The organism is Actinoallomurus acaciae (genome assembly GCF_042429965.1).
GTDB classification, from domain to species: Bacteria; Actinomycetota; Actinomycetes; order Streptosporangiales; family Streptosporangiaceae; genus Actinoallomurus; species Actinoallomurus acaciae.
Map to the genome: position 1 here is coordinate 1 of NZ_JBHLZP010000487.1, position 6,361 is coordinate 6,361.

7 protein-coding genes and 1 pseudogene are annotated in these 6,361 nt (G+C 69.7%); 3 read left to right on the forward strand and 5 right to left on the reverse strand.

The window, feature by feature from the left end; translation table 11 throughout:
* Nucleotides 1-504 (forward strand): annotated as a pseudogene (locus ACFFNX_RS39510) (integrase core domain-containing protein); the annotation flags it as partial.
* A gap of 72 nt (nucleotides 505-576) precedes the next feature.
* Here ACFFNX_RS39510 and ACFFNX_RS39515 read toward each other — a convergent pair.
* The 3 genes from ACFFNX_RS39515 to ACFFNX_RS39525 all read right to left on the reverse strand — a co-directional run bounded on the left by ACFFNX_RS39515 (nucleotide 577) and on the right by ACFFNX_RS39525 (nucleotide 2,333).
* On the reverse strand, nucleotides 577-975 hold the full coding sequence (locus ACFFNX_RS39515) for a helix-turn-helix transcriptional regulator (protein ID WP_378211277.1): 399 nt from the start codon (nucleotides 973-975) through the stop codon (nucleotides 577-579).
* Between the two features lie 59 nt (nucleotides 976-1,034).
* The gene (locus ACFFNX_RS39520) at nucleotides 1,035-1,979 is read right to left on the reverse strand and encodes an ABC transporter permease (protein ID WP_378211278.1); all 945 of its coding nucleotides are present in this window, start codon (nucleotides 1,977-1,979) and stop codon (nucleotides 1,035-1,037) included.
* A gap of 207 nt (nucleotides 1,980-2,186) precedes the next feature.
* Nucleotides 2,187-2,333, reverse strand: coding sequence for a hypothetical protein (locus ACFFNX_RS39525; RefSeq protein ID WP_378211279.1), 147 nt, complete (start codon nucleotides 2,331-2,333; stop codon nucleotides 2,187-2,189).
* A 404-nt stretch (nucleotides 2,334-2,737) separates the two neighbouring features.
* On the opposite strand from ACFFNX_RS39525, the gene ACFFNX_RS39530 reads away from it, so the two are divergent.
* Together ACFFNX_RS39530 and ACFFNX_RS39535 are read left to right on the forward strand one after the other, a co-directional pair.
* Nucleotides 2,738-3,751 (forward strand): chitinase, encoded by a 1,014-nt coding sequence (locus tag ACFFNX_RS39530; RefSeq protein ID WP_378211280.1) that lies wholly within the window; start codon nucleotides 2,738-2,740, stop codon nucleotides 3,749-3,751.
* An 82-nt stretch (nucleotides 3,752-3,833) separates the two neighbouring features.
* Entirely contained in the window at nucleotides 3,834-4,778 is a 945-nt protein-coding gene (locus tag ACFFNX_RS39535) for a chitinase (RefSeq protein WP_378211281.1), read from the forward strand.
* A 667-nt stretch (nucleotides 4,779-5,445) separates the two neighbouring features.
* Here ACFFNX_RS39535 and ACFFNX_RS39540 read toward each other — a convergent pair.
* Together ACFFNX_RS39540 and ACFFNX_RS39545 are read right to left on the reverse strand one after the other, a co-directional pair.
* Nucleotides 5,446-5,898, reverse strand: a complete 453-nt coding sequence (locus ACFFNX_RS39540) for a MaoC family dehydratase (protein ID WP_378211282.1) — start codon at nucleotides 5,896-5,898, stop codon at nucleotides 5,446-5,448.
* Between the two features lie 94 nt (nucleotides 5,899-5,992).
* Nucleotides 5,993-6,361 (reverse strand): hypothetical protein (locus ACFFNX_RS39545; RefSeq protein ID WP_378211283.1); only part of this gene is annotated, 369 nt, incomplete at its 5' end.

Genomic DNA, 6,361 nt, shown 5'->3' on the forward strand with positions numbered 1-6,361 from the left:
GCCGGCCGGGCCCAGGGCAAACGCAACCGCGAGACCACCGCCAAGCGCACCGGTGCCCGCAACGCCCGTTACGGAACCCCGCCTGGGCACCGCCTACGTCCACACCGTCGTCGATGACCACGCACGCGTCGCCGGCCACCACCGCCATCGGCGTCCCGCGCAACGCGGTGACCTGGTTCACCGCCCACGGCACCACCACCGAACGCGTCCTGAGCGACAACGACGCGGCCTACCGATCCCAGGCCCGGCACCAGGCCTGCGCCGAGCCAGGCACCGTCCCGAAAAAGACCCGGCCCTACCGGCCGCAAACCAACGGCAAAGCCGAACGCTTCCACCACACCCTCCCCGACGGCCGGGCCCTGGACCGCTTCTACCGCTCAGAACAAGCCCGCCGCAAAGCCCTCCCGGCCTGGCTCCACTTCTACAATCACCACCGACCCCACCACAACCGGCGGCCGACCACCCATCACCCGCTTGACCAACGTCCCTGGGCAGTACACCTAGACCGTGTTTCGAGCCCCGTCGTCCGGGGTGCTCAGCAGTTCAGAGCGCACCACCGCTCTCCCCGGGCCTGCGTCACGCCCTCGTCGGGCGGGTGTGCACCTTGGCCACGCATGCGGGTATGCCCGTCAGGGCGTGGTGGTCGCGGAGGCGGTAGGCGCTCGGCGTCTCGCCCACGATCTCGGTGAACCGGGAGCTGAACGAGCCCAGTGAGGTGCAGCCGACCGCCATGCACGCGTCGGTCACGCTCATCCCCGTGCGCAGCAGCGCCATCGCCCGCTCGATGCGGCGGGTCATGAGGTAGCTGTACGGAGTCTCGCCGTAGGCCGCCCGGAACTGCCGCGAGAAGTGCGCCGGTGACATGAGCGCGTGCCGGGCCATGGTCGGCACGTCGAGCGGACGTGCGTACTCCCGGTCGATCAGATCTCGCGCCCGCCGCAGGAGCGCGAGGTTGGCGAGGTCTTGCGGGGCCATGGCAGGAGAGTACCAATCCGTACCGTCAAGGCGCTGTGACCTGTAAGGACAGGTCGTACTCAGGTGAGGCGTACGCGGGGGTCGAGAACGGCGTAGACGACGTCGACGAGGAGGTTGGTGACCACGGTGCCGACGGCGGCGAGCAGCACGACGGCCATGATGACCGGCAGGTCGCCGGCGGTCATCGACCGGACGGTGAGCTCGCCGATCCCCTGGAGGCCGAAGACGGTCTCGGTGACCAGGGCGCCGCTCAGCACCGCCCCGAGGTCCATGCCGAACTGCGTGACGATCGGCGTCAGCGCCGAGCGCAGGCCGTGCCGGTAGACCACCCGGCGTTCGCTCAGCCCTTTCGCGCGTGCCGTACGGACGTAGTCCTCATCGAGCACGTCGAGCAGCGAGCCGCGGGTCAGCCGGGTGTAGACGGCCGACTGCAGGAGCGCCCCGGTGACCCACGGGAGCAGCAGGTGCTGTAACCATCCCACCGGGTTTTGGCGGAGCGGCACGTACCCGCCGAGAGGGAAGATCGGCAGCTTGAACGCCAGCAGGTAGAGCAGCGTCGCCGCAGTGATGAACGCGGGTACGGACGTGCCGACGATCACGAGGAACGTGATGCCCCGGTCCACGGCCGAATGCGCCCGGGTCGCGCTGATGACCCCGGTGAACACCCCGGCGAGCAGCCACAGCGCGGCGGCGCCGCAGGTCAGCCACACGGTGACCGGCAGCGCGTCCCCGATGAGCCCGTCGACCGAGCTCCGGGTGGCGTACGAGTAGCCGAGGTCGCCCGACAGCAGCCGCGTCAGGAAGTGCCAGTACTGGAGCGGCAGGGGTTCGTCCAGACCCAGCCGGTGGCGCAGCAGCGCGAGCGTCGCCGGGGTGGCGGACTTGCCGGCGAACCGGGCCGCCGGGTCGCGGGAGGTGGCGAAGAACAGAATGAAGACGAGCGTGGTGACGAGCCACAGTACGAGCACGCCGGTCAGCGTCCGGCGGACCAGAAAACGAAGCATCGCCCGCGGCCTCCCGTCCGGGGAACAGGGCCACCACCCGATCTCCCGCCGATCAAACCACACCTCCCGGCGAGACGGGCCTCCCTCCACGAGCCGAATCACGCACGCCCCGGAGCACGGTCAGGCCGTCTTGACGAGACCACCCGTCGACGAGGCGACGCTGCGCGCGTTCCCCGGTGTGATGAGCGCGGCGACCTTTGGTGCCGGTCAGAGGGAGTCGAGCAGGGCGTCCACGGTTCGGTGCAGGCGGTCGGGGGTGTCGGTGGACTTGGCGATCACTCGCATGCCCACGACCGTGTTGAGCAGCAGGCTTGCCAGTGCCCGGGGATCACGGCCGGGGGTGCCGAGATCCATCTCGATCAGGGACTCCAGGGCGCCGCGGAGGCGTTCGCGTACCGGTCCCGGTCGTTTCAGCGTCTCGATGAGCGTCGCCGCGCGGGTGTCGCGATAGTGCCTCAGGGCCCGCGTGAACAGCGCGTGCTTGCTGTGGTAGAGGCTGCGACGGCGACATCGGGTTCGAACCGCTTCGGCCTGGCCATGCCCGCGAGCGTAGCCCGGCGTTCTGTACCTTCAGGTCGATAACACTGATTTATAGGAAAGTTTCCTGTTAGATATTGACGGATCCTGACCGGATCTAGTCCACTCGTGTCAATGCCGCGTCGGCACGGTGCGGGTACGGGGGGCACGCCGGACGCCGCGACAGCGACTGCCACCGCGACCCCTGCCCGCCCTCGTGCGGGCACCCGCTAGGAGGACTCGTGCGTGTCCGCCACCGTGCATGGGCGGCCCTGACCGCCTGCCTGCTGATCCTCACCGTCCGTCCCGCGTCCGCCGCGCCCGCGTCCGCCGTGCCCCGCGCGGCGGCTCCGCTGCGCGCCGCGCCGTACTTCATGCCGCTCGACAACGACCCGCAACCGATCTCCGAGATAACCGGCAACGTCCGGCAGCTCATCCTGGCCTTCGTGCTCGCCCCGAACGGCGGCGGCTGCACGCCGACCTGGGACGGCACGCAGCCCGCGTTGAACGACACCACCGTGCAGGCCGACGTCGACGCCCTGCGCGCGGCCGGCGGCGACGTCGCCGTCTCCTTCGGCGGCTACAACGGCGTCGAGCTGGGCGCCGCCTGCCCCGACGCGACCTCGCTCGCGCAGGCGTACCAGCAGGTCATCGACGCGTACGGGCTCACCCACATCGACCTGGACATCGAGGGCGACGACCTCGGCGACGTGGCCGGCGAGACGCGCCGGTTCCAGGCCGTACGAATCCTGAAGCAGAACGCCGCCGCCGCGGGGCGCGCCCTCGACGTCTCCCTGACCATGCCCGTGACCACGGTCGGGCTGAGCGACCTGGACCGGGCCGAGATCCAGCGGGCGACGGACAACGGCGCGGACATCGACACGTACGCCGTCATGGCGTTCGACTACGGCGGCCCCGCGGCGACCATGGCGGCCGACGTGGAGAAGGTGATGGAGGACGCCCACGCCCAGCTCGCCGCGCTGCGCCCCGACCTGTCCTCCGACGAGGTCTACGCGCGTACCGGCCTGACGCTCATGAACGGCCACACCGACCAGCCCAGTGAGCTGTTCACCACCGACACGTTCACGACGCTGCTCGGCTACGCGAGCACGCACCACCTCGCCCGGCTGTCGTTCTGGTCCCTCAACCGCGATCGCGTCTGCACCGGGAACGTCGGCTGGGTCGACGGCGCGTGCAGCGGCGTGGACCAGCAGCCGTACGACTTCGCCCGGATCATCGCCCGGTTCACCGGCTGAGCCCCGGTTCCCGGTCGCGGCGTCCCGCCAGGCCCCGGCCGGGAACCGGTCTTTCCCCGCATCGAGAAAGGTCCCCCGCCACATGAAGAGAGTCATCCTCGGGGCGCTTCTGCTGCCCCTCGCCCTCCTGCTGTCGCCCGCCGCGCCGGCGCACGCCGCCACGGGCCGGTTCTCGCCGTACGTGGACATCACGATGGCCACGCCCGCGCTGCGTGACGTGGCGAACGCGACCGGCCAGAAGCACTTCACGCTCGCCTTCGCCCTGGCCGACAGTGCCGGCTGCGACCCCTCTTGGGGCGGTACGGTCGCGCTGAACGACTCACGTGTCATCGGTGAGGTGAACGACCTCAAGGGCGTCGGCGGCGACGTGACCGTGGCCACCGGCGGCGCCGCCGGGCCGTACCTGGAGAACACCTGCTCCTCCAGCGCCGCGCTGGAGGACGCGTACAAGAAGGCGCTGGACGCCGTGGGCAGCAACCGCCTCGACGTCGACGTGGAGGCCACGATCCCGGTGGCGACCGTGAACACCGCGCTTCAGCAGTTGCAGAGCGAGCGCGGCACCGCCATCACCTACACGCTGCGGGTGCAGGGCCAGGACTACGGCGTGGACCCGTTCTCGGTGCAGATCCTCCAGGACGCCGCGTCACGCGGGCTGAACGTCACGGTCAACCCGATGCTGATGGACTTCGGCTACACCGGCGACTGGGGCAGCGCGATCATCTCCGCCGCGAACGCGACGCTGGCCCAGATGAAACAGATCTGGCCGGGCAAGAGCGACGCGGACCTGAAGGCCATGCTGGGCCTGACCCCGATGATCGGCAAGAACGACACGGGCCCGACGACCACCCAGGCCATCGCCCAGCAGGTGCTGAGCTACGCCCAGTCGAACCACGTGGGCTACCTCGGCTTCTGGTCGGTCGGACGGGACAACGGCGGCTGCCCGAACGGCACCGTGTCCCCGACGTGCAGCGGCATCAGCCAGAGCACGTACGAGTTCACCGACATCTTCAAGGGCTTCACCGGGTAAACGGGTCCCGGCCCTTCGGGGCACATGACGTGCGGCGATCGCCGAGCCTCGGAACGCTCGGCCGATCGCCGCACGGCGGGACTCGAACGGACGGCCCCCTTCGGCGGCGACAGGTCCGCCGCGCAGGCCGCGTAGAGTGCGGCATGTTCCGGTCGCGGTGCCGGGAGGCGCCTGACGGCTTTGCAAATGCGCACGGTCCGTCCGTACACGAAAGGCGGGAAGCGCGTATGGCGAACGAAAATCCGCGCCGTAGCAGGCGTCTGATTTTCCGGGCCGACGGCTGGGCCGACGCAGAGGCATTCGCAGAGCGAATGGGATGGAAAAGGAAGCCGGGTGTCGAGAGGCGGCCGGGACTGGCCGCCATTACCTGGAAAGTGGACAATGGTGGCGAGAATTTTTCGACTCGGCATCTCCGCACCACCGGACTACACGGAGCGCTACATGGCCGCTCTAACGCACGGTATTTCTTACCGTCACCCGATGGTGCGGGCGGCAGCGGCTCGGGCGGCTGTCTATATGGAGTGGCCAGAGCTCTATCCGGTGCTTCGCGTCGTAGCGCGCAACGATGCAGATGCACGGGTCCGGAGGGAGGCCGAGCAAGTGTTGGACGCCTACCGGGGTACCGGGATCAAAGAACAATAGTGGCTACACATTCCACGAACAGGCCCTAGGCGACGTAGAGCGACAGCGTCTCGGCGACGCAGGCGGCTCTCTTCTGGCCTTCGGCCTCGACGGTCACCCGGACCGTGGACAGCTTTCCGGCCGGGGAGTTCTTGAGGTCGATCAGTTCGGCGCCGCCGCGTACTCGGCATCCGACCCGGACCGGGGCGTGGAAGCGCACCTTGTTCAGGCCGACGTTGACGGCCATCGTCAGGCCCTCGATCGAGAAGATCTCTGCCATGAAGGCGGTCACCAGGGACAAGGTGAGGTATCCGTGGGCGATCGTGCCGCCGAAGGGGCTCTCGGCCGCGCGCTCGGGGTCCACGTGGATCCACTGATGGTCGTCGGTGGCGTCCGCGAACATGCCGACCTGCTCCTGCGTCACCTCGCGCCAGGCGCTGTGACCCAGGTGCCCGCCCTTGGCCGCCGCGAACTCGGCGAGGCTGCCGAAAGATCTCATAGAGACGATCTTCCTGACCCGGGGACGGGCGGGCAAGGTCGGCGGGCACAAGGTCGGCGGGCACAAGGTCGGCGGGGCACAAGGTCGGCGGGGCTCACCTTCCCGGGCGCAGGGAGATGACCGCTCGGGATCCGTCGGAGGCGACCACGGTCATGACGAGCTGTTGCCGGGCGGTCGGCCCGGCCCACGAGCCGCTGTACGGAGGCGCGAGCCACTTCAGGCGCCCGCTGCCCCCGCCGGGGTAGCTGTACCGCCAGGTGGAGTCGGCGGGGTCGAAGGAGAAGGTCTTGAAGCCGAATCGGGAGTCGAGCGGGATCTTCGTCCGCCTGGTGAGGAGGATCTCGCAGCTCCCGTCGTGACAGGCGTGGACGTCCGTCCCGTCGGCGGCCCGGGGGAGGCCCGGGGTCGGCGCCGGCGGCCGGCTCACGGCGCCGGTGGGCCGTTCGGTCCTCGCCTGCGGCTC